Source organism: Acinetobacter sp. YT-02 (assembly GCF_002412355.1).
Taxonomy (GTDB): Bacteria; Pseudomonadota; Gammaproteobacteria; order Pseudomonadales; family Moraxellaceae; genus Acinetobacter; species Acinetobacter towneri.
Genome location: NZ_NOZT01000017.1, coordinates 36865 through 58906, shown reverse-complemented (window position 1 = coordinate 58906; position 22042 = coordinate 36865). Strand labels below are relative to the sequence as shown.

Here is a 22042-nt window from a genome sequence, read left to right as displayed (position 1 = left end):
CTGAATATTCTTGCGCTCGGGCATGAGCGTCTAGCAGTAGGAATCTCCGTCCTTTAGGTCGGGGAGGATGTCAAATTTCTGAGATGCTCAAATGAAGTCAACGGATTTGACATAAGTTTGAAACTACATAGCTGTGAAATATAACACTATGCCCAAATGACCAACATTGCTGCAAGCACGACCAATCCCAATCCCCAATGATCGGTACGGGCAAGTTTTTCTTTAAAGAAATACGCTGAAATAAGTAAGCTGAATAATATTTCAATTTGTCCGAGTGTTTTCACAATCGCCACAGTTTGCATACTCATGGCACTAAACCAGCCCAGTGATGCTAAAAAACTGCAGACGCTCACTTTAAAAGTTAATCCAACCCGCTGCCACATGGCATATAAGGTATGTCGTTTAAATATACCTAAAAAAGCCAATAAGATAAAACATTGTAAGCCAATGACCCACACCAAAACCCATGCAGCACGGTGAATAAACGGTAAGAAATCCAGCTCTAGACTGGCTTCACGCACCAATAAAGAAGTCACCGCAAAGCTGAGTCCACTACCGATTCCAATGGCTAAAGTCGTGAATGAAAAATCACTGCGTTGATTGCCTTTACTGAGTAGAAATACCGCAATACCGCCTATCGCAACGCCGAACCAAGCCAATGCACTTAAATGTTCTTGTAAGAAAATCACGCCTACAATTGCGGCTAAAACTGCTTCACTTTTGGCAAGCCCGACACCTACTGCGTAATTTTTTTGTTGAAACAGTTTTACCATTAAAGCCGTGGCTAAAATCTGACACACTGCTGCAATAATGATATACAGCCAAAACACCGAACTAAAATGTAGTTTGGCTTGAACAGGCTGCTGCCATTGTAAAATGCTTAAATACGCCAATGCAAAAGGCAAGGCAAAAATAAAACGTGCCAAAGTCACGCCATAAACATCTACACTTGTGCTGAGTTGTTTTTGAAAGGCATTGCGCCATGCCTGCATAAATGCAGCCATTAAGGTAAAGAGCACCCAACTCGAAATCATTGCAACCACAAATGCTTTACTGATAAAGTTATAATTTACGCCTATTCCGTTATTTTTGCGATCTTTATTGCTTTTGAGTTATGCGCTTACGATCTCTTTTATAAACAAAAAAAACATTCATTAAAATTCAAATGAATGTTTTTCATATCTTGAAGCGATTATAGGTGTGCTGTTATTCAAAAACTGTTTAGAACTTATCTAAATTCACCACAACAGCCACGCCGATACAAAATAAAGCTACATACACGGTAAACCAAATAATCATGTGCTTAAATGCTTTGTCTGAAATACTGCTATCGGCATATTTCTGTGGTTTGCGTGAGTTATCTTCTTGCATATCGACTCCAATCTAGCCAGATTATGGGGATATACAGATTATGTAAAATTCTAAAGCATTGCTGTAGATACAAAATATTCATTAAAAACTATAACAGTTGATTTTAGATACATGCCAATCTGTTATAAAAACAGAAATTATTTAATGTTTTAAACCTAAAAATAGATCAAAATAAGTAACAGCTGCAAAAAATGCTTGAGTCATACCATGTATAAATCTGAACAATTGGCGTTGAACATTCGGCAACTCATTGAAAATGGTGCATGGAAAGCACATAGCAAGTTACCTTCGTTAAGAGAACAATCACAAATCAGTGGTTATAGCTTAATGACCGTGCTAAACGCTTATCAAGAACTTGAAGCTCAGGGATTGGTTTACGCTAAACAAAAGTCGGGGTTTTATGTCGCAGAACGTCTCAATCAAACTGAACGACCTGTACCAAGCAGTTTGAGTTTAAATGCACATATTCAAATGAACTCTTTGGTCTTTGGCTATTTAAAATCAATTCAGTCTGCAGATGTCAGTCCTTTAGGCTCTGCCTTTCCCAATGCAGAATTACTGTTTAACCCAAAGTTAATGCAAATTTTAGCGCAGCACGCCAAGCGAAAAAGCAGTTATTTTAGCCACGACCACATGCCACCGGGCAATTATGAATTAAGAACCATAATTGCAAATCGCTACTGTTTACAAGGCATACCCACCCATGCAAATGACATTGTCATTACATCTGGCGCATTAGATGCGCTCAATTTGTCATTACAAGCTTTGACCAAACCTGGAGATTTTATTCTATTACAAGAAACTATTTTTTATGGTGCATGGCAAGCGGCTGAACGTCTTGGTTTACAGGTGATTACCATTCCAGAACACCCTGTTTCAGGTTTCGATTTAGACTCATTTGAACAAGCCTTAAAACAATACCCAATTAAAGTCTGCTGGTTGATGTTGAATATTCATAACCCTATTGGCTTTAGTGTCAGAGATGAAATTAAGCAACGTATTGCGAGTTTGCTTGAAGAATATCAAGTGTATTTAATTGAAGATGATGTCTATCAAGAATTGTATTACGGTACGCAAAAACCACTGCCCATGAAGTATTTTGACCGACAACAACGTGTACTGCATTGCGCTTCTTTTTCTAAAACTTTGGGTTCTGCTGTGCGGGTCGGTTGGGTTTATGCAGGTCAATTTTCCAATGCTATTCAGCATTTGCAACTCATGAGCACGGTTTCTGCAAGTCCCTTACTGCAAAATACTTTGGTGGATTTTCTTTCGCATCATCATTATGAAAAACATTTGCGTCAATTACGCAAACAATTGGAAAAACATAAAAAAGTGTTTTATCAGCAATTGAAACAGCGCTTAAACCCAGCTTGTAAAATTCACTACTATTCTAGTGGTTACTTTTTATGGATTGAACTGCCTGCATATATAGATGGCTATACGATTTATCAGCAATTGATTCAAAATAAGATTGGCATTGCGCCAAGTCAGTTGTTCCGTTCTGAACAGGTCAGCCAGAACTTTATTCGTTTAAATTGTTCTTTTGCTTGGAACAGTGATATTGCGACTGCACTGGATGTTTTGTCTGCGGTAATACAGCAACACATCACCCAATATACTCATGCCTAAAATTACAGAGCCGATCACCCGACAATAAAAAAGAGCTGAGTTTTGGCTCAGCTCTTTTGTGATTTACAGGGCTATTTTAGAAGTTATAAATTGCGACTGCATTGATTCGGTTATCTTCACCTGTTTTGCTGCCATTTGCTGCTTCACCAAATGCTTCACGCTCACCATAAACATATTCTAAACCAAAGCTTAACGGTTTACGTGGGCTATAGAATACGTTTGCCCAAGCTTGCCATAAGTCTTTGTTAATCGTGGTTGTGTCTTTCGTTGCTGCAATGTAGTTAGGGTCTTTGTCAAAACTCATATAACCATAACCCAAAGTGCCATGCACTTTGTCACCAAACTTTTGTGTAATACCGACCATAATTGAATCGAATTCACTTTGCGCTGCGATAGCACTCGTTGCAGTAATCGCACCTTTGTCATCAAGGTTAGTAACAGCAACACCTTTGTTGGTAAATGATACAAAGCTGCTATCACCTTTTACATGGTAATAATCGGCTTTTAAAGTCGTGCCCGGTACAACATCGTATTTAGCACCTACACCGACACCCCATGCCATTTCTTCATCAGAATTGACACGTTTTTCATGTCCCATCGCACGTACGCTGACATTTAAATTATCTGCAAATTGATGATTTAAACGCGCAGTTAATGCAGGTAAACGCTGGCTGATTGAACTGTCTTTAGGGTCTTCAGCTGCAACCACCAAATTGGTTTGTGGGCTAAACTTTGTTGTATAGCGTACTTGTGGTGTACGTTTCACCGCACCACCAACATACGCCAAAGCATCAATGGTTTCTGGCATATAGTCTGGAATTGCAAAGTTTGACCAAGTTTGACCAATCAACCAATTCCCATAGTTCAAATAAGCATGGCGAATACGTAAGTTATCAAGGTTTGCTCCACCTAAGAAGTCAACTTCAAGTTTACCCTTTACGTCTTGATCACCCACTGGGCTTTTAAAATCTAAACCTAAACGGGTTGCAGAAAGTGTTGATCTTAAACGATCACTTTGTTCTTTATTGCCTTCAAGTGGTACACCGTTAATTTGGTTATACGGCATATCTCTAGCGCCGCCTTCTACCTGATAAGAAGCATCTAAACGCACATTACCATATAGATTAAATTCGGCACCTTTGGCAGTTTTTAACACAGGATTAGCAACTGGTGCTGCTGCACTACGTTGCACATTGGCAATTGCTGTTGCAGTTTGTGCATTTTGTACTTTTTGCTGCTCAATCAAACCACGTAAAGCCTGAACTTCTTGTCTAAGTTGCTCAATTTCCGTTTGCTGTTGGGTCTGCGCCTGAGCTGCAACACTCATACCACCCATACTCAATGCAATCATGCTCATCATGAGCGTGCGCTGCATTGTTGGTCGAACCGTTGTAGATTGAAAATTAAAAGATTGGGTTAATGTTTTCGCGTTCATCCTAAACTCGCTTGTTATTGTGCCATCAAATTCTAGCAACAGATCACCATCGCTTACGATGGCGATCTATATCATTGATGACGAAAGATTAATTGAAAGGTATAGAAATTATTGGGGTGCTTTTTGTGCAATTGGATTGCTTTCTACCGCAGGCTCTGTAAGGGCTTTCGCATCTACTGAAGCTTTTAAATTCACCATGAAGATCGCTAAAGCAGCAATTACACCTGGAATCGCAATAGCAAAGAAGTTCATTTGGTGCGGTAAATTCATGGTCAATAATGCGCCAGTTAAGACAGGTCCAACGATCGCGCCGATACGACCAATACCTGATGCCCAGCCCATACCTGTAGAACGTACAGTAGATGGGTAATATTGTGCGACGAAAGTATAAAGTAAGATTTGTGAACCAATGGTTGCTGCCCCAGCAACTGCAATTAAGGTGTACAACACAATTTGTGGACTGTTAAAGCCAAGCAGAATTAATGCTGCTGCACCACAGATAAACATAATGGTGAGTACTTTTTTGATATGGAAGCGGTCAGCCAATGCACCACCACCAATTGCGCCAATCATGCCACCAATATTCAGTGCGAATAGGAAGATCATACTTGCACCCAATGAATAACCCGCTTGGATCATTAATTTTGGTAACCAGCTGCCCAAAGCATAAACCATTAACAAGCACATGAAGAATGCGATCCAGAACATGAACGTACTGAACATACGGCCTTGCTGGAACAATGCTTTTACAGGTGCTTCATCGCCTTTAGTCACTTCATTCAGTACAAACTCAGTGTCACCATTTAATTGTTGGCTTGGTGAAATTTTTTGCACAATACTACGGGTTTGCTCAATTTCTTTCTTGTTGGTCAAATACATGAGTGACTCAGGCAAGAATTTCCAAATTAATGGTAAAGCCACCAATGGAATAATTGCGATGTAAAACATGATTTTCCAACCAAACTCTGGCACTAACCATGCACCCAACAATGCTGAAGTCATACCGCCAATGGCATAACCACTAAACATCAGCGCAACCAAAGTACTACGAATACGCTTTGGCGCATATTCTGTCATAAGGGCCACAACGTTTGGCATTACACCGCCAATACCAAGCCCAGCAAGGAAACGTAAAATACCAAATTCAACTGGATTACTTGCAAACGCACCTAAGAATGTAAAGCCACTGAAAATAGCCACACAGATCATGATGGTCTTTTTACGACCTAACTTGTCCGATAAGGTACCGAAGGTCATGGCACCAAACATCATGCCAAACAATGCCGTACTGGCCAGTAAACCTGCTTGTACTGCACTGAGCGCCCACTCTTGCATCAGTAGTGGTAATGCAACCCCATAAATGACCAAGTCGTAACCGTCAAAAATAATGATCATCAAACACCAAAACAATACACCCCAATGGAATGGCGTGAACTTGGCCTCGTCAATCAAGGTATTAATATTAATTTTATTGCTTTGCATCTTGCTTCACCTCCTAATTGTGAAGTCCGTTACTCCAACTCAGATGCACACAATGAATAATAAGTTAAAATTTGTCCAAAACTGAATAGGCATGGATACATACCTAAAAAGTCTATAGTTTTGTAAGATATTGATTTTAAAACAGATAAAAATAACAAGGCGAAAAAAATACTGTAATGTGATGCTTAAAAAAGTTTTTTCAGGCAATTCACATAACAGTATTTTGTTAAAAATATCTGTGCTTTTATATAAAAAATATAGTTATAAATATTTGTTTTATATGGCTTTACTAGAATACATTGCGATCATAAGTAAATGCTTCCAAATCATAAACTTGATAAATGCAGTCAAACAAAGATCGAATGTCTTCACTTTCATCCATATTACGAATTGCCATAAACACAGGACTTACAGCCGAGTCATCTAATAAAGGTATAAAGTGCAAATGTGCCAAATGAATATTTTGTGCGCTTTCTGGCACGATACACAAGCCCTCACCTGCAGCAACAAAACCCAACGCCAATTGTAATTCACGCACTTCACGAATTTTGCGAGGTTCTAAACCATACTCAGAAAACACGCCACGAATTTGGGTAGAGAAGTTTGGCTTGTTGTGATTTGGATATAAAAATAGTTGTTGATCAACAACATCCGCCAAATATACACCTTCTTTTTGTGCCGCAAATGGGTGGCTCGAATGTACTGCAACCATCAAGCGTTCTTCACGTAATAAGATACGTTTAACTGCAGGATCAGAAATTCTTAAGCGTCCAAATCCAACATCTATACGCCCTTCTTTAAGTGCCTGAATTTGGTCATTGGTGGTCATTTCCACCATTTCTATTTTTAAATGCGGATGCTGCTGCTTAAACAAATACACAATTCTTGACAATAATCCGAACAATAAAGAACCAACGAAGCCAATAGTCACAGTACGACCAGCAATACCGACACGTTTTGTCATCGACTTGATTTCTTCCGCATTAGACAAAAGTTTAACGGCATGTTGGTAAAAGAATTGGCCTGCTTCGGTGGTCTTAAGCGGTCTACTTCCACGCTCAAATAGTTGAATTCCAAGCTCTTGTTCTAAATTTTGGATCTGTCTGCTCAAAGGTGGTTGAGCAATAAAGAGTTTTTCTGCTGCCTTGGTGAAACTTTGCTCTTCTACAACAGCAACAAAATAACGTAAATGTCTGAGTTCCATAGCTCAAAATACCTTTTAAGTATAAAAAAATGCATATTTGATCTTCGACCAATGCAATTTATTCTTTTAAGGTATATCACATAACTGTAATAAAGCAATGATATGAAGGGCAAACCATGTATAAGTCAGTAGAAACTTTGCTGGTGGAAATACCAACCATCCGTCCACACAAGATGGCGGTTGCAACCATGCAAACCCAAACCCTTGTATTAGTCAAAATCACCACTGAAGATGGTTTTGTTGGCTGGGGCGAAGCAACCACGATTGGCGGCTTGGGCTATGGTGAAGAAAGCCCAGAAAGCGTAAAAACCAATATCGAAACATATTTCGCATCATTGCTAAAAACTTTAGCTGGCTTGAATGTTGCGCAAACTTTACAGGTCATTAGAAAGAATATCAATGGCAACCGTTTCGCGAAATGTGCCATTCAAACTGCTTTATTAGATATTCAAGCGCAGCGCTTAAACCAACCTTTAAGTGAAATTTTAGGTGGTCGCCTACGCAACTCGGTTCCTGTGTTATGGGTACTTGCATCTGGCGATACAGAAAAAGACATCGCTGAAGCACAAAAAATGATTGCGGCTAAACGCCACAACACATTCAAGCTCAAAATCGGTTCACGCCCAGTAGAGCAAGATGTAGAACACGTATTGGCAATCAAACAAGCATTGGGTAAAGACGTTTCTATTCGTGTAGACGTAAACCGTGCTTGGTCAGAACTTGAAGCAATTAAAGGCATCCAGCTTTTACAAGATGGTGGTGTCGATTTAATTGAACAACCATGTGCAATTGACAACATTGATGCCATGGAGCGTTTAACACGTAAATTTGATATTGCCATCATGGCAGATGAATCATTGATGGGCCCACAAAGCGCTTATCAATTGGCAAAACGTAATGCTGCATCTGTATTTGCAGTTAAAGTTGCCCAATCTGCGGGTCTAATCGAAGGTTGTGAAGTTGCAACAATTGCACAGTTGGCAGGCATCGACCTATATGGCGGCACAATGCTTGAAGGCCCTGTCGGCACGATTGCATCTGCGCATGTGTTCTCGACCTTCCAGAATTTAGCTTATGGCACAGAATTATTTGGTCCGTTATTGCTGACCGAAGAAATTTTAAAAACTCCACTTCAGTACCAAGACTTTGAATTACACCTTCCAACAGGTGCAGGTTTAGGTATTGAGTTGGATGAAGACAAAATTGACAACTTGCGTCGTCAGTAATTAGGAGAAACCCATGCTTTTCCACGTACGTATGGATGTAAACATTCCATTGGATATGCCAGCAGAAACTGCTAACGAAATTAAAGCCGTTGAAAAAGCATATTCGCAGGAATTACAGCGTCAAGGTAAATGGCGTCATATTTGGCGTATTACTGGCCAGTATTCAAACATCAGTATTTTTGATGTTGAGAGCAATGAAGAACTGCACAACATTCTGCAAGGTCTTCCGCTCTACCCTTACATGAATATTGAAGTGATGGCATTGAACCGCCACCCTTCATCAATTCGTGAAGATGACACCTGATTTAATTCGGAAACTGGAGTAAGCACCTTACTCCAGCACCAAAGTAAACATTTAGCAAACCAAGTAAACAAGGAAAGTGGCAGCCAATTATCTCGTTTTTAGTCCAGAGATATTCGCCACCAAAGCACACCTCCAAGGAGAATGAAAATGAATCGCCAAGAAATTGATGCATTAGTTAAGCAAATGAACGTTGATACAGCGACAGGCTCTGTAGATGAACGTGTACAACAAGTTGTTGTGCGTTTATTGGGTGACCTTTTCCAAGCGATCGAAGATCTTGATATTTCTCAGTCAGAACTGTGGAAAGGTCTGGAATACTTTACTGATGCCGGTCAAGCGAACGAATTAGGTTTATTGGCTGCAGGTTTGGGTCTGGAACACTACCTAGACTTACGTGCTGATGAAGCGGATGCTAAAGCAGGCATTACTGGCGGTACGCCACGTACGATTGAAGGTCCACTTTATGTCTCTGGCGCACCTGAAACAGTAAGCTTTGCGCGTATGGACGATGGTTCTGAAGAAGGCAAAATCCCGACGCTGATCATTGAAGGTACAGTGACTGATACTGACGGCCACCGTGTTGAAGGTGCTAAAGTTGAAATCTGGCATGCCAACAGCCTGGGCAACTACTCATTCTTTGACAAGTCACAGTCAGACTTTAACCTGCGTCGCAGCATCATTACCGCTGCCGATGGTCAATATACTGCATTGACGACAATGCCAGTGGGTTATGGCTGCCCTCCAGAAGGTACAACTCAGTTTGTACTGGACAAGCTAGGCCGTCACGGTAACCGTCCATCGCACGTACATTACTTCGTATCTGCACCAGGTTACCGCAAGCTGACTACTCAATTCAATATTGAAGGCGACCAATACCTGTGGGATGACTTTGCATTCGCGACTCGTGAAGGTCTGGTGGCAACTGCGGTTGACGTGACTGATGAAGCTGAAATTGCAAAACGTGGTCTGAAAGGTCCTTTCAAACACATCCAGTTCAACATTGTTCTTCAGAAAGATCAAGCTGGCGTTCCTTCTACTGAAGTTGAACGTCGCCGCGCAAGCGCATAATTTGAAATGGAATCGGGATGTGGTCGTTGCCCCATCCCGATGACTGCCCTCCTTGGAAAGTCGGAGAAAGGACATGCCTCGTATTCCTGTTATCAATACTAGCCACTTAGACCGTATTGACGAATTATTGGTTGATGATTTTGAATCTGGTGAATTTAAATTACACCGTTCAGTATTCACAGACCAAGCACTGTTTGACCTAGAAATGAAATACATTTTTGAAGGCAACTGGGTTTATTTGGCACATGAAAGCCAAATTCCAAACAACAATGACTACTACACCACTTACATTGGTCGTCAGCCAATCATCATTGCGCGTAACCGCAATGGCGAATTGAATGCCATGATCAACTCGTGTTCACACCGTGGTGCACAATTATGTCGTTACAAGCGTGGTAACAAAGCAACTTATACTTGCCCATTCCACGGTTGGACTTTCAACAACTCTGGTAAGTTGTTAAAAGTAAAAGACCCAGCAGATGCAGGTTATTCAGATTGCTTTAACAAAGACGGTTCACACGACTTGAAAAAAGTTGCCCGCTTTGAAAGCTATAAAGGTTTCTTGTTTGGTAGCTTAAACCCAGATGTTCCTTCTTTAGAAGAATACCTAGGCGAAGCGACTAAAATCATTGACATGATTGTGGGTCAATCTCAACAAGGTCTTGAAGTTTTACGTGGTTCTTCGACTTACACCTATGAAGGTAACTGGAAGTTAACTGCTGAAAACGGTGCCGATGGTTACCACGTGTCTGCAGTACACTGGAACTACGCTGCAACAACTCAGCAACGTAAAGAAAAAGAAGCTGGCGATAACATCCGTGCAATGAGCGCAGGTTCATGGGGCAAACAAGGCGGTGGTTCTTACGGCTTTGAAAATGGTCACATGCTCCTTTGGACTCAATGGGCTAACCCAGAAGACCGTCCTAACTTTGCCAAGAAAGATGAATACACCGAGCAATTCGGTGAAGCAATGGCGAAATGGATGATCGAGCGTTCACGTAACTTGTGTATCTATCCAAACGTGTACTTCATGGATCAGTTCGGTTCACAAATTCGTGTGTTACGTCCTCTTTCTGTCGATAAGACTGAAGTGACAATTTACTGTATCGCACCTGTAGGTGAAGAGCCAGAAGCACGCGCACGCCGTATTCGTCAGTACGAAGACTTCTTTAACGCATCAGGTATGGCTACACCAGACGATCTTGAAGAATTCCGTGCATGTCAAGTTGGCTACGCAGGTATCGCACTTGAGTGGAACGATATGTGCCGTGGTTCTAAGCATTGGATCCAAGGTCCAGACGATGCTGCAAACGAAATCGGTTTAAAACCAAAACTTTCAGGTATTAAAACTGAAGACGAAGGTTTATATCTTTCACAGCACCAACATTGGTTAGATCTAATCAAAAAAGGTATTGCGACTGAAAAAGAAATTGCTGCATCTACTGAAGGAGAAAACGCATGAGCGCGATTACTTTAGAAAATATTGCTCAATTCCTTTATCAAGAAGCTCGCTTCTTAGATGATGAGCAATGGGATGAGTGGTTACAGTGCTACGCTCCTACTGCTTCTTTTTGGATGCCAGCTTGGGATGACGATGACCGTTTAACTCAAGATCCACAGTCTGAAATCTCTTTGATTTACTATCCAGACCGTCAAGGTTTAGAAGACCGTGTGTTCCGTATCAAAACTGAGCGTTCATCTGCAACCATGCCAGATACACGCACAAGCCACAACATCAGCAACATTGAAATTGTTGAACGTGATGGCGATAAAGTCACTGTACGTTTTAACTGGAACACTTTAAGTTTCCGTTACAAAACTAACTACAGCTACTTTGGTATGTCACGCTATGAAATCGATTTTTCTGGCGACAAACCGCAAATTTTAAGCAAGTACGTGGTGCTGAAAAACGATTACATCAACCAAGTAATCGATATCTACCACCTCTAAGACTGTATTCATTTACAGCAAGGTAAAAACCTTTCAGCCAGATGGAATCTTGGCTGAAAGGTCTAGTTTCAAAGATTTATATAGGATATTCAGCCATGTCAAACCACAATGTTGCACTTCAATTTGAAGATGGCGTTACACGTTTTATTTCTGTTACAGATGGTGAAACACTGTCAGACGCAGCTTACCGTCAAAAGATCAATATTCCTTTGGACTGCCGTGACGGTGCATGTGGAACGTGCCGTGCGTTTTGTGAATCAGGTTCGTATGACATGCCTGAAGAAACTTATATTGAAGATGCATTGACACCAGAAGAAGCTGAACAAGGCTATATTCTTGCCTGCCAATGTAAACCAACTTCAGACGCAGTATTCCAAATTCAAGCCACTTCTGATGTATGTAAAACTGAAATTCATGCATTTGAAGGTACATTAGCACGTGTTGAAAACTTATCTGACTCGACGATTACCTTTGATATTCAGTTAGATGAAGGTCAACCAGACATTCACTTCCTTGCAGGTCAATATGTGAATGTGGGTATTCCTGGTACAACAGAAACCCGTTCATATTCTTTCAGCTCTAAGCCTGGTAACCGCTTAACTGGTTTTGTAGTACGTAACGTACCAAACGGCAAAATGAGCGAATTCTTAAGCCAAAATGCCAAAGCTGGCGACAAAATGACCTTTACGGGTCCATTTGGTAGCTTCTACTTACGTAATGTAGCACGCCCTGTAGTGATGTTAGCAGGTGGTACAGGTATCGCACCATTTATGTCTATGCTGCAAGTACTTGAAGAAAAAGGTTCTGAGCACCCTGTACGTTTAGTTTTTGGTGTGACCAATGACTTTGACTTGGTTGCAATTGAAAAATTAAACGAACTACAAGAAAAATTCTCTTGGTTCGAGTACCGCACTGTAGTGGCAAATCCAGAATCTGCACACGAGCGTAAAGGTTACGTGACTGGCCATATCGAAAACGAATGGCTCAACGGTGGTGATGTAGACATCTACCTATGTGGTCCAGTGCCAATGGTAGAAGCGGTACGTGGCTGGTTAGATGCAGAAGGTGTTAAACCTGCAAGCTTCCTATTTGAAAAATTCTCTGCCAACTAAGTTTGTTAGACATTCAATAAACGCAGTCGGAGAATAAAATGAATCGCACAAAAAGATTTGAAAACAAAGTTGTAATCGTGACTGGTGCCGCTCAAGGCATTGGTCGCGGTGTGGCTTTACAAGTGGCGAGTGAAGGTGCCCAAGTGGTTGTGGCAGACCTTTCTCCCTATGTAGAAGAAGTGTTGGCCGAAATTGAAGAACACGGTGGCGATGCAGTAACCGTAAAAGCCAACCTTGAAACTTTTGCAGGTGCAGAATCTGTGGTTGCTAAAGCACTTGAAACCTATGGTCGTGTTGATGTGCTCATCAACAACGTAGGCGGTGCAATTTGGATGAAACCTTTTGAAGAATTTTCTGAAGAAGAAATTATCAAAGAAGTGAATCGTTCATTGTTCCCTACTATGTGGTGCTGCCGCGCAGTATTGCCTGAAATGGTGAAAAACCAGAAAGGTACCATTGTAAACGTATCTTCAATTGCAACACGTGGTATTAACCGCGTGCCATATTCGGCGTCTAAAGGTGGTGTAAACGGTTTAACCGCTTCCCTCGCCTTTGAACATGCCAAAGATGGTATTCGTGTGAATGCTATTGCAACTGGCGGTACAGAAGCGCCACCACGTAAAGTGCCACGTAATGCCAACCCACTTTCAGAATCTGAAAAAGAGTGGATGCAACAAGTGGTCGATCAAACCATTGATCGTACCTTCTTGGGTCGCTATGGCACCATTCAGGAACAAGTGAATGCGATTCTGTTCCTTGCTTCTGATGAGTCATCGTACATGACAGGTACCGTTGTACCTGTAGGTGGTGGTGATCAGGGCTAAGCCAAGATCATGACCAACTTCAACAGGATCATTGCTTGACGCAAGGAGGCAAATCGTCAATGAGTCACCTGTTCCAAACTTTAAAAAATGACTGGTCAATTTCAGCCACTGTTGCAGGATTCTTAGCAGTGCTGATCTCCTATTCAGGGCCATTGATCATCTTTTTCCAAGCGGCACAGCAAGCCCAAGTTTCCCCAGACATGATGATTTCATGGATTTGGGGAATTTCTATTGGTGCTGCTGTCGCAGGTATCTTTTTGTCCATTAAATACAAAGTGCCTGTGGTCACCGCTTGGTCTGCACCCGGTACCGCATTGCTGGTCACACTGTTTCCCGATATTACCCTAAATGAAGCAGTTGCAGCCTACATCACCTCTGCTGTGGTGATTTTTTTGATTGGAATCACAGGTTATTTTGACAAACTCCTGTCTTGGATTCCGCAAGAAGTCGCAGCAGGCATGATGGCAGGTATTTTGGTTCAATTTGGCTTAGGCTTATTTACTGCAACCGATACCCTGCCATACATTGTATTTGGGATGCTAGCGGTATTTTTATTGGCAAAGCGTTTTAGTCCACGTTATGCCATGATTTGGGTGCTTGCTGCAGGCATTATACTCAGCTTAATGCTCGGTAAAATTAACCCTGTCACCACCAATTTTAGTTTGGCAATTCCACAGTTTATTGTTCCTGAATGGACGTGGAATTCAACCTTAAACTTGGCATTACCTTTAATTTTAGTCAGCTTGTCTGGACAGTTTTTACCGGGCATGGCAATTATTAAAATTAGCGGTTATGACATGCCTGCTAAGCCTATTATTAGTGCGACCAGTATCGCTTCTCTTGCCGTTGCATGTGTAGGAGGAATTACCATTGTACTTGCCTCTATTACTGCAGCATTATGCTTAGGTAAAGATGCGCACGAACTGAAAGAAAAGCGATATATTGCAGGTGTTGCAAACGGTATTTTCTATATTTTAGGTGGGTTATTTGCGGGTAGCATCGTCATGCTATTTAGCCTATTGCCCAAAGAACTGATTGCAGCGTTGGCTGGACTTGCACTTTTAGGTGCAATTGCCACCAATATTTCAGTTGCAATGAGTAAAGAATCACAGCGTGATGCAGCCCTCATCACCTTTTTAGCAACCGCCTCTGGCATGCAGTTTTTAGGGCTAAGTTCTGTATTTTGGGGTATCTGTATTGGTTTGATCGCACATTGGGTATTAACCAAACGCGACAGCTCAGCAGCACCCCTACCTTCAACTCAAAGTTCCAAAAGTTAATGGACAGGCAATTGTCTAGGACACATTATGATTGATAAAAGTCAAACTTCTTTAACAGAAGTCCTTTCGCAAATTAAAGATGGTTCAACCATCATGATTGGTGGTTTTGGTACCGCAGGTCAGCCAGCGGAACTCATTGATGGTTTGATTGAACTTGGCATCAAAGATTTAATTATTGTAAACAACAACGCAGGTAATGGTGACTACGGTTTAGCGAAACTGCTAAAAGCTGGCGCGGTACGTAAAATTATCTGTTCATTCCCACGTCAGTCTGACTCTTGGGTATTTGATGAACTTTACCGCGCAGGCAAAATCGAGCTTGAACTGGTGCCGCAAGGTAACTTGGCATGCCGTATTCAGGCTGCAGGTATGGGTCTAGGTCCAATCTATACCCCTACAGGTTTTGGTACTTTACTTGCAGAAGGCAAACCAACCTTAAATTATGAAGGTAAAGACTACGTACTAGAAAACCCAATCCGCGCAGACTTTGCTTTAGTTAAAGCACAGCAAGGCGACCGTTGGGGTAACTTGGTGTACCGTAAATCTGCACGTAACTTTGGCCCAATCATGGCGATGGCTGCCGATGTGACAATTGCACAGGTTTCTGAAGTGGTTGAGTTAGGCGCGTTAGATCCTGAACACATCATCACTCCGGGTATTTTCGTTCAGCACGTTGTTGCCGTTGGCGCAAAACAACCTGAACAATCTGCATAACTGTCACGTGAAGGAGAACATCATGAGCTATACCAAATTAACACGTGATCAAATCGCTGAACGTGTGGCACAAGACATTCCAGACGGTGCTTATGTCAACCTCGGCATTGGCTTACCAACTAAAATTTCAAACTACCTGCCTTCAGACAAAGACGTATTCTTACACTCTGAAAACGGTTTATTGGCTTTCGGTCCACCACCTCCTGCAGGTGAAGAAGACCCTGAGTTAATCAACGCAGGTAAAGAATTCGTGACCATGCTAACAGGCGGCTCATTCTTCCATCATGGTGACTCTTTTGCCATGATGCGTGGCGGTCACTTAGACATCGCAGTATTGGGTGCATTCCAAGTGGCTGAAAAAGGCGACTTGGCAAACTGGCACACAGGTGCGCCAGATGCGATTCCTGCTGTTGGTGGCGCAATGGACTTAGCCGTTGGTGCGAAAAAAGTCTTTATCACAACCGATCACGTCACCAAAAAAGGTGAACCAAAAATCGTGGCTGAATTGACTTACCCAGCAACTGGCTTGAAATGTGTAGACCGCATTTACACTGACTTATGTGTGATTGACGTAACTCCTGAAGGTATGAAAGTTCTTGAAAAAGTTGAAGGCTTGAGCTTTGAAGAATTACAGTCATTGACTGGTGCAAAGCTGATTGATGCGACTCAGGCTTAATCGTCTTTAAATATAATTTTTAATCCCCCTAAATCCCCCTTTTTCAAAGGGGGACTTCCATCAAGTAATTTTAGGTGGGAATCTCCTCCCTTTTTTAAAGGGAGGTTGGGAGAGATTAAGATATTTGGAAAATAAAATATGAAAAACGCATATATCGTCGATGCCATCCGTACCCCATTTGGTCGTTATGCAGGTGGTTTAGCTCCAGTCCGTGCTGATGACTTAGGCGCATTACCGATCAAAGCACTTATGCAACGCAATCCATCTGTAAACTGGGAACAAGTTGATGACGTGATTTACGGCTGTGCCAACCAAGCAGGTGAAGACAACCGTAACGTGGGTCGTATGTCTGCACTTTTAGCAGGTTTACCGTACCAAGTGCCAGCAACCACTGTAAACCGTTTATGTGGTTCATCGCTAGACGCAATTGCAATGGCCGCACGTGCAATTAAAGCAGGTGAAGCAAACCTGATTATTGCAGGTGGTGTTGAATCAATGAGCCGCGCTCCATTTGTGATGGGTAAATCAGAATCTGCTTATGGTCGTAGTCAAAAAATTGAAGACACCACAATGGGCTGGCGTTTCATTAACCCGAAACTCAAAGAAATGTACGGCGTAGAAACTATGCCGCAAACTGCTGAAAATGTAGCGGAACAGTTCAATATTAACCGTGCCGATCAAGACTTGTTTGCTCTAACCAGCCAACAACGTACTGCTGCTGCACAAGCACGCGGTTTCTTTGACAAAGAAATTATTGCAGTGGAAATTCCACAACGTAAAGGCGAGCCTGTCGTTGTTGCTGCAGACGAACATCCACGTGCATCAACCACAGCAGAAGCATTGGCAAAATTAAAGCCAGTGGTAAAAGCAGACGGTACTGTGACTGCAGGTAACGCGTCAGGTATTAACGATGGTGCGGCTGCCCTACTGATTGCTTCTGAAGAAGCGGTTGCACAACACGGCTTAAAACCACGTGCCAAAATCATTGCTTCAACTGTTGTTGGTGTTGAACCACGTATTATGGGCTTTGGTCCTGCGCCTGCAATCAAAAAATTGTTGGCACAAACAGGTTTGACCATTGAACAAATGGACGTGATTGAACTGAACGAAGCCTTTGCTGCACAAGCATTAGCATGTACTCGTGACTTAGGCATTGAAGATGGTTCAGAGAAAGTCAATCCAAACGGTGGTGCAATTGCTTTAGGTCACCCACTTGGTGCATCTGGTGCGCGTTTAGTCACTACAGCACTGAACCAACTTGAACAAACTGGCGGTAAATACGGTTTATGTTCAATGTGTATTGGTGTTGGTCAAGGTATTGCTTTGATTATTGAACGTGTTTAATCCTCATTAAAAGTCCCCCTTTCATAAAGGGGGATTTAGGGGGATTTATAAGATTAAGGATTTAAAAAAAAATGCCAACTTTTACCTCAAATGATGCGCAAATCAATTACCAAACTTTTGGTGATGCTACAAAACCTGCACTGATTTTTTCAAACTCGCTGGGTACAAACTTCAAAATGTGGCAAGCACAGATTGATTTTTTCCAGCAAGACTTTTTTGTAATTTGCTACGACACACGTGGTCACGGTGCATCATCAGCTCCGCAAGGTCCATATAGCATTGATCAATTGGGTCAAGATGTTGTAAATCTACTCGATCACTTAAATGTTGAAAAAGCGGCATTCTGTGGTATTTCTATGGGCGGTTTAACAGGTCAATGGTTAGCGATTCATCGCCCTGAACGTTTTAATCAGGTGGTGGTGTGTAATACTGCGGCAAAAATTGGTCAAGAACAGGCTTGGAATGACCGTGCCGCATTGGTACGTGAACAAGGTTTACAACCGATTGCTTCGACTGCAGCATCACGCTGGTTTACTGAACCCTTTATCCAAAGCAACGCGACAGTGGTCAACAATCTTCAAAACGACTTGGCAGCTGGCAGCGCCGAAGGTTATGCGAGCTGTTGCGAAGCTTTGGCTAAAGCGGATGTACGTGAACAACTTAAAGACATCACTGTGCCTGTTTTAGTGGTTGCAGGTCAGCAAGACCCTGTGACAACAGTTGTCGATGGTCAATTTATGGTTGAACGTATTGCCAATAGCCAATTGTTTGAAATCAATGCATCGCACATTTCTAACGTAGAATTGCCAAATGAATTTAACCAAGCAGTGAAGCAGTTTATCCAAGCATAAAACTTCATTGTTATTGTTAATAAGTTAAAAGTTAAAAAAATAGAGTTCTTTCGAGAACTCTATTTTTTATAGATGAATCTGCAGTTAGACGAGCTGGACTTAAACTAACTCCACCGCAATCGCTGTGGCTTCACCACCGCCAATACATAAAGATGCCACGCCTTTTTTCGCGCCTATACGTTGCAATGCATGAATGAGCGTCACAATAATACGTGAACCTGAAGAACCTAGAGGATGCCCCAAAGCACATGCACCACCCTGAATATTCACTTTGGCAGGGTCTAAATCAAAAGCATCTATCGCAAGCATGGTTACCATGGCAAAGGCTTCATTAATTTCCCACAAATCTACATCGGCAACCGACCACCCTGCTTTATCTAGCACTTTTTGAATCGCCCCTACAGGAGCAAGAGTAAACTCAGAAGGATGTTGTGAATGTGTCGCGTATGCCACAACTTTTGCAAGCGGTTTTAAGCCACGCTCTGCCGCAACCACATCTGATGTAATCACCAGAGCAGATGCGCCATCTGAAATAGAGCTGGCATTGGCGGCTGTAATCGTGCCATCTTTTTTAAATGCGGGACGCAAACTGCTAATTTTATCGACTTTGGCATTTAACGGTTGTTCATCCTGATCGACAATCACATCACCTTTACGTGAATGAACAGTGACAGGCACGATTTCATTTTTAAAATAACCGTTTTGAATGGCTTCTACCGCACGGTTTAAAGAGCGAATTGCGTATTCATCCTGCTGCTCACGGGTATAGTTTTTCTTGTCTGCCATGTCTTGCGCCAGCACGCCCATCGACAAGCCTGTTTCAGCATCTTCTAAACCTTCCTGAAACATGTGGTCTGTGACTTTGCCGTGTCCCATACGGAAACCTGCACGTGCTTTATCTAGCAAATACGGCGCATTCGACATAGATTCCATACCGCCAGCGACCACAATCTGCGCTGAACCTGCCTGAATAGCATCGGCTGCCTGCATAACAGCTTTCATGCCAGAGCCACAAATTTTATTGATGGTGGTTGCACCTGTACTATCGGGTAAACCCGCTTGACGCATCGCCTGACGTGCAGGGCCTTGCTTCAAACCTGCAGGCAATACACAACCAAAAATTACTTCATCAATGTCAGTCCCACTTAAACCTGCACGTGCAACTGCGTGTTGAATTGCAACCGCGCCTAAATCGGGTGCTGTACAACTTGCCAGTGAACCTTGAAAGCCGCCCATTGCGGTACGTACAGCATCTACAATTACAATCATTTTTAGTCCCTTATTACCGTCTTTTTAAAGTGATTACCGTAAAAGCCATGCTTTTTAAAATTACAAATAACATCCCTGTGAGTTAGCAAGTAATTCACGTTAAATGTAAATCAAAAGATGAGCATTGCAATCTCGCAAAGTGCTGAATTGCTATGCTTGATTGATCTTAGACTTTTAGGCCTTGCTTATGAAAAATAGAATAAAAGTTTTAGAAATCCAATTTTATTTCACTAAAATGACCTGTTTGGTTCAGTTTTATTGACAACCGATTTGGCTTATGGATTGTGCTATTTTTCACATGATATTTTTTAAATTCATTGGTTCACTGATGAACATACGTTAAAACTTACCTTTTCAAGACCTTGGTGCTATTTTCAAGTTGCTCAAACTGCACTAGACTCCAACATGCTTAATTGGTTGTAATTGGAATATTGATTGATGACGACTCTACGCCAAGAAAATTTCCGACGTCGTAAAGAGAAAATTTTGGCAATGGCTGAGGTTTTATTACTGGAAAATCATAATGATATTACATTAAGTGAGTTGGCTGCAGAGTTAGATATTGCCAAAGGCACAATTTATAAATATTTCAAAAGTAAAAATCAGCTCTATTTAGAGTTAATTATTTTAAATGAACAGCGTTTATTGGATATTTCCAAACAGTATCACCATAACTTTCAAACTTATGTTTCGCAGTACATGCTGTATAACATGCTTAATTCCAACCGTACGATTTTGCTGCACTCAATTGAAGAACGCTTAACCAATAATGAACGTAAACTAAATGAATTGTTTGAACAGTTATACGATATTCGTGAGCAGCGTATTTTAGAAATTAAGGACATCACCCAAGCCTATTTAGAGTCCTTTAACAGCGCGATGTCGATCCGTGATTATCTGTCTTATATTTGGACAGTAACTTATGGTGCGTCGTTATTACTCAATTCTACCCATTATCAAAAAGCTATTGGGTCACGTGAACGCTTAATCAAGCTATATATTAATCAAGCACTGATGACGCCAGATAAAGTATCTGCGATTGTTTGATTTTTACATAGTTAGCTTCGTTGGATTCATTGCTGATCCCGCTAAATATTAGCGTCTAAGTAGAAAGAAATTTGCTTTTCAGAACGTATTAACTCACCTCATAAATTTATTCTCTAAATAAAAAATCCCAAAGTTCAAACTTTGGGATTTTTCAAATTCTTTTGACTGTCTAAAGACACATCATTCTGCACTAATATCTTCAAATAATACTGAAGATAAATAACGCTCACCACTGTCAGGTAAAATCACCACAATATTTTTACCTGCATTTTCAGGACGTGCCGCCAATTTTGCAGCAGCAGCCATTGCTGCACCACTTGAAATACCGACTAAAATACCTTCTTGGGTTGCTGTTTTACGCGCCCAGTCAATTGCTTCAGCACTTTCAATCGCAATCACTTCATCCACCAAATCTAAATCTAGGTTTTTTGGAATAAAGTTAGCGCCAATCCCCTGAATTTTATGTGGTGCAGGCGTAATGGCTTCACCACGCTTGGCCTGAGCGATAATTGGAGATTCAGCAGGCTCGACTGCAACAGTATGCAATGCCTGACCTTTTACCTTTTTGAAATAACGCGAAATACCAGAAATCGTACCGCCTGTACCTACACCTGCAACAAGAATATCGACCTTGCCGCCTGTTGCTGCCCAAATTTCTGGGCCTGTGGTTTCTTCATGAATTTGCGGATTGGCAGGGTTATTAAACTGCTGCGGCAAATAATAAGTTTCAGGATGTTCGGTTGCCAAACGCTCTGCTTCATCCACCGCGCCTTTCATACCTTTTGCAGGCTCAGTCAGCACCAAATTTGCACCCAACGCTTTCAACACCTTACGGCGCTCAATACTCATGCTTGCAGGCATCGTTAGTGTAATCTCATAACCTTTTGCTGCAGCTACAAATGCCAAAGCGATTCCTGTATTACCGCTGGTCGGTTCTACAATATGCATACCTGCTTTTAACACGCCACGTCTTTCAGCATCGGCAATTAAAGCAGCACCAATACGGCATTTCACAGAAAATGCAGGGTTACGGCTTTCCACTTTGGCTAAAACCGTTGCATCGCCAGAAATTAAACGGTTAATGCGTACCAATGGCGTGTTACCAATCGCTTCTGCATTATTGCTATATACGGCAATCCCTAAATTTGCTGGTGTTGAAAAAGCTGCATCTGTGGTCATGATTATTCCCTAAGTTATATCTATATAAACAAAATTTAAATTATCATACCTTTTTATAAAATTTTTGCCGATGT

Annotated in this window: 21 protein-coding genes; 14 read left to right on the top strand and 7 right to left on the bottom strand. The window is 41.7% G+C overall.

What is annotated here, in order from left to right; all coding sequences use genetic code 11:
* Positions 1–146: 146 nt before the first annotated feature.
* Positions 147–1034: a DMT family transporter gene (locus CF596_RS06730; RefSeq protein ID WP_096901623.1), complete on the bottom strand. Its 888-nt coding sequence runs from the start codon at positions 1032–1034 to the stop codon at positions 147–149.
* 187 nt (positions 1035–1221) lie between these two features.
* Positions 1222–1371 (bottom strand): hypothetical protein, encoded by a 150-nt coding sequence (locus CF596_RS14720; protein WP_004973540.1) that lies wholly within the window; start codon positions 1369–1371, stop codon positions 1222–1224.
* A 207-nt stretch (positions 1372–1578) separates the two neighbouring features.
* Here CF596_RS14720 and CF596_RS06725 point away from each other — a divergent pair, with 207 nt between their 5' ends.
* The gene (locus CF596_RS06725; protein WP_096901620.1) at positions 1579–3003 is read left to right on the top strand and encodes a PLP-dependent aminotransferase family protein; all 1425 of its coding nucleotides are present in this window, start codon (positions 1579–1581) and stop codon (positions 3001–3003) included.
* A gap of 76 nt (positions 3004–3079) precedes the next feature.
* Here CF596_RS06725 and CF596_RS06720 read toward each other — a convergent pair whose 3' ends face one another.
* The 3 genes from CF596_RS06720 to CF596_RS06710 all read right to left on the bottom strand — a co-directional run bounded on the left by CF596_RS06720 (position 3080) and on the right by CF596_RS06710 (position 7124).
* Positions 3080–4438, bottom strand: a complete 1359-nt coding sequence (locus tag CF596_RS06720) for a DcaP family trimeric outer membrane transporter (protein WP_096901619.1) — start codon at positions 4436–4438, stop codon at positions 3080–3082.
* 108 nt (positions 4439–4546) lie between these two features.
* Positions 4547–5920: an MFS transporter gene (locus tag CF596_RS06715; protein WP_096901618.1), complete on the bottom strand. Its 1374-nt coding sequence runs from the start codon at positions 5918–5920 to the stop codon at positions 4547–4549.
* 289 nt (positions 5921–6209) lie between these two features.
* Positions 6210–7124, bottom strand: a complete 915-nt coding sequence (locus CF596_RS06710; protein ID WP_096901617.1) for a LysR family transcriptional regulator — start codon at positions 7122–7124, stop codon at positions 6210–6212.
* A gap of 116 nt (positions 7125–7240) precedes the next feature.
* Here CF596_RS06710 and CF596_RS06705 point away from each other — a divergent pair, with 116 nt between their 5' ends.
* The 12 genes from CF596_RS06705 to pcaD all read left to right on the top strand — a co-directional run bounded on the left by CF596_RS06705 (position 7241) and on the right by pcaD (position 18473).
* Positions 7241–8350: a muconate/chloromuconate family cycloisomerase gene (locus CF596_RS06705; RefSeq protein WP_096901616.1), complete on the top strand. Its 1110-nt coding sequence runs from the start codon at positions 7241–7243 to the stop codon at positions 8348–8350.
* Between the two features lie 13 nt (positions 8351–8363).
* A complete protein-coding gene (gene catC / locus CF596_RS06700; protein WP_096901615.1) occupies positions 8364–8654 on the top strand; it encodes a muconolactone Delta-isomerase in 291 nt (96 codons plus the stop codon).
* A gap of 147 nt (positions 8655–8801) precedes the next feature.
* Complete coding sequence (gene catA, locus CF596_RS06695) at positions 8802–9722, top strand: catechol 1,2-dioxygenase (protein ID WP_096901614.1); 921 nt, start codon at positions 8802–8804, stop codon at positions 9720–9722.
* Between the two features lie 73 nt (positions 9723–9795).
* The gene (gene benA / locus CF596_RS06690) at positions 9796–11184 is read left to right on the top strand and encodes a benzoate 1,2-dioxygenase large subunit (protein WP_096901613.1); all 1389 of its coding nucleotides are present in this window, start codon (positions 9796–9798) and stop codon (positions 11182–11184) included.
* On the top strand, positions 11181–11672 hold the full coding sequence (gene benB / locus CF596_RS06685) for a benzoate 1,2-dioxygenase small subunit (RefSeq protein WP_096901612.1): 492 nt from the start codon (positions 11181–11183) through the stop codon (positions 11670–11672). The genes benA and benB overlap by 4 nt, the downstream gene beginning before the upstream one ends.
* A gap of 95 nt (positions 11673–11767) precedes the next feature.
* On the top strand, positions 11768–12784 hold the full coding sequence (gene benC, locus CF596_RS06680; RefSeq protein ID WP_019837573.1) for a benzoate 1,2-dioxygenase electron transfer component BenC: 1017 nt from the start codon (positions 11768–11770) through the stop codon (positions 12782–12784).
* 38 nt (positions 12785–12822) lie between these two features.
* The gene (benD, locus tag CF596_RS06675; protein ID WP_096901611.1) at positions 12823–13608 is read left to right on the top strand and encodes a benzoate diol dehydrogenase BenD; all 786 of its coding nucleotides are present in this window, start codon (positions 12823–12825) and stop codon (positions 13606–13608) included.
* A 59-nt stretch (positions 13609–13667) separates the two neighbouring features.
* On the top strand, positions 13668–14888 hold the full coding sequence (gene benE, locus CF596_RS06670) for a benzoate/H(+) symporter BenE (protein ID WP_096901610.1): 1221 nt from the start codon (positions 13668–13670) through the stop codon (positions 14886–14888).
* 27 nt (positions 14889–14915) lie between these two features.
* Positions 14916–15602 (top strand): 3-oxoacid CoA-transferase subunit A, encoded by a 687-nt coding sequence (locus CF596_RS06665; RefSeq protein WP_096901609.1) that lies wholly within the window; start codon positions 14916–14918, stop codon positions 15600–15602.
* 22 nt (positions 15603–15624) lie between these two features.
* Entirely contained in the window at positions 15625–16278 is a 654-nt protein-coding gene (locus tag CF596_RS06660; RefSeq protein ID WP_096901608.1) for a 3-oxoacid CoA-transferase subunit B, read from the top strand.
* A 138-nt stretch (positions 16279–16416) separates the two neighbouring features.
* Positions 16417–17622, top strand: a complete 1206-nt coding sequence (gene pcaF, locus CF596_RS06655) for a 3-oxoadipyl-CoA thiolase (protein ID WP_070155120.1) — start codon at positions 16417–16419, stop codon at positions 17620–17622.
* A 71-nt stretch (positions 17623–17693) separates the two neighbouring features.
* Positions 17694–18473: a 3-oxoadipate enol-lactonase gene (pcaD, locus tag CF596_RS06650; RefSeq protein WP_096901607.1), complete on the top strand. Its 780-nt coding sequence runs from the start codon at positions 17694–17696 to the stop codon at positions 18471–18473.
* A gap of 99 nt (positions 18474–18572) precedes the next feature.
* Here pcaD and CF596_RS06645 read toward each other — a convergent pair whose 3' ends face one another.
* Entirely contained in the window at positions 18573–19742 is a 1170-nt protein-coding gene (locus CF596_RS06645; RefSeq protein ID WP_096901606.1) for a thiolase family protein, read from the bottom strand.
* A 438-nt stretch (positions 19743–20180) separates the two neighbouring features.
* Between CF596_RS06645 and CF596_RS06640 the strand changes: the two genes are divergently transcribed.
* Positions 20181–20789: a TetR/AcrR family transcriptional regulator gene (locus tag CF596_RS06640; protein WP_004973506.1), complete on the top strand. Its 609-nt coding sequence runs from the start codon at positions 20181–20183 to the stop codon at positions 20787–20789.
* Positions 20790–20969: 180 nt separating this feature from the next.
* On the opposite strand, the gene cysK is transcribed toward CF596_RS06640, so the two are convergent.
* Entirely contained in the window at positions 20970–21968 is a 999-nt protein-coding gene (cysK, locus tag CF596_RS06635; protein ID WP_096901605.1) for a cysteine synthase A, read from the bottom strand.
* Positions 21969–22042: the final 74 nt, after the last annotated feature.

Bases quoted from the DNA above. Each gene is read 5' to 3' on its own strand.
- CF596_RS14720 (WP_004973540.1), bottom strand. From the start codon at position 1,371: ATGCAAGAAGATAACTCACGCAAACCACAGAAATATGCCGATAGCAGT.
- benD (WP_096901611.1), top strand. From the start codon at position 12,823: ATGAATCGCACAAAAAGATTTGAAAACAAAGTTGTAATCGTGACTGGT.
- CF596_RS06665 (WP_096901609.1), top strand. From the start codon at position 14,916: ATGATTGATAAAAGTCAAACTTCTTTAACAGAAGTCCTTTCGCAAATT.
- catC (WP_096901615.1), top strand. From the start codon at position 8,364: ATGCTTTTCCACGTACGTATGGATGTAAACATTCCATTGGATATGCCA.
- CF596_RS06640 (WP_004973506.1), top strand. From the start codon at position 20,181: ATGACGACTCTACGCCAAGAAAATTTCCGACGTCGTAAAGAGAAAATT.
- catA (WP_096901614.1), top strand. From the start codon at position 8,802: ATGAATCGCCAAGAAATTGATGCATTAGTTAAGCAAATGAACGTTGAT.
- benC (WP_019837573.1), top strand. From the start codon at position 11,768: ATGTCAAACCACAATGTTGCACTTCAATTTGAAGATGGCGTTACACGT.
- CF596_RS06710 (WP_096901617.1), bottom strand. From the start codon at position 7,124: ATGGAACTCAGACATTTACGTTATTTTGTTGCTGTTGTAGAAGAGCAA.
- benB (WP_096901612.1), top strand. From the start codon at position 11,181: ATGAGCGCGATTACTTTAGAAAATATTGCTCAATTCCTTTATCAAGAA.
- CF596_RS06720 (WP_096901619.1), bottom strand. From the start codon at position 4,438: ATGAACGCGAAAACATTAACCCAATCTTTTAATTTTCAATCTACAACG.
- cysK (WP_096901605.1), bottom strand. From the start codon at position 21,968: ATGACCACAGATGCAGCTTTTTCAACACCAGCAAATTTAGGGATTGCC.
- CF596_RS06705 (WP_096901616.1), top strand. From the start codon at position 7,241: ATGTATAAGTCAGTAGAAACTTTGCTGGTGGAAATACCAACCATCCGT.
- CF596_RS06715 (WP_096901618.1), bottom strand. From the start codon at position 5,920: ATGCAAAGCAATAAAATTAATATTAATACCTTGATTGACGAGGCCAAG.
- CF596_RS06730 (WP_096901623.1), bottom strand. From the start codon at position 1,034: ATGATTTCGAGTTGGGTGCTCTTTACCTTAATGGCTGCATTTATGCAG.
- benE (WP_096901610.1), top strand. From the start codon at position 13,668: ATGAGTCACCTGTTCCAAACTTTAAAAAATGACTGGTCAATTTCAGCC.
- CF596_RS06645 (WP_096901606.1), bottom strand. From the start codon at position 19,742: ATGATTGTAATTGTAGATGCTGTACGTACCGCAATGGGCGGCTTTCAA.
- CF596_RS06660 (WP_096901608.1), top strand. From the start codon at position 15,625: ATGAGCTATACCAAATTAACACGTGATCAAATCGCTGAACGTGTGGCA.
- benA (WP_096901613.1), top strand. From the start codon at position 9,796: ATGCCTCGTATTCCTGTTATCAATACTAGCCACTTAGACCGTATTGAC.
- pcaF (WP_070155120.1), top strand. From the start codon at position 16,417: ATGAAAAACGCATATATCGTCGATGCCATCCGTACCCCATTTGGTCGT.
- pcaD (WP_096901607.1), top strand. From the start codon at position 17,694: ATGCCAACTTTTACCTCAAATGATGCGCAAATCAATTACCAAACTTTT.
- CF596_RS06725 (WP_096901620.1), top strand. From the start codon at position 1,579: ATGTATAAATCTGAACAATTGGCGTTGAACATTCGGCAACTCATTGAA.